Annotated in this window: 2 pseudogenes (1 of these 2 only partly in view); both read left to right on the top strand. The window is 42.9% G+C overall.

From position 1 onward, the window contains the following. Positions 1–9: 9 nt before the first annotated feature. Positions 10–120, top strand: a pseudogene (locus GWK51_RS16840) (hypothetical protein); the annotation flags it as partial. 285 nt (positions 121–405) lie between these two features. Next, positions 406–524: pseudogene (locus GWK51_RS16835) on the top strand (hypothetical protein); its annotated part runs 141 nt beyond the window's last position; the annotation flags it as partial.

Below are 524 nucleotides of genomic sequence, written 5' to 3'. Positions count from 1 at the left end.
AAAGACAAAGTGACTTTAGGTGGTGTAGGAGCGACTACAGCAGTTAGCTTAACCAATGTGAAAGCTGGCGAATTATCAGCAAGCTCAACAGATGCAGTGAATGGCAGTCAGCTCAATGCGACCAATCAAGCAGTTACAAATAACACTAATGCGATTAGCACACTGAATACCACTGTTGGTAGTCAAGGTACACAGATCAGTAATTTACAAAACCAAACTTTCAAGTTACAAGCGAATGGAGACAGTGCAAGTTCGGTTAAATCTAGCGATACAGTACAATTCCTAGATGGAGACAACATCGCGATTAGTCGTACAGGTAACAACATTACAGTAGCGACCAAGAAAGAAGTTAACTTTGATAAAGTGACTGTTGGCAGTGTTGTGATTGACAAGACTACGAACAAGATCAGTGGTGTAGCAGCGGGCACAGCAACTACAGATGCAGTGAATAAAGGTCAGTTGGATGCAGTCTCTGCACAACAGACAGCGACTGACAATGCAGCGGTGAAATATGACAATGCGAC

Source organism: Acinetobacter kanungonis, from assembly GCF_009939195.1.
Taxonomy (GTDB): domain Bacteria; phylum Pseudomonadota; class Gammaproteobacteria; order Pseudomonadales; family Moraxellaceae; genus Acinetobacter; species Acinetobacter kanungonis.
Note: the sequence above shows the minus strand (reverse complement) of the source record. Positions and strands in the feature narration are given on the sequence as shown.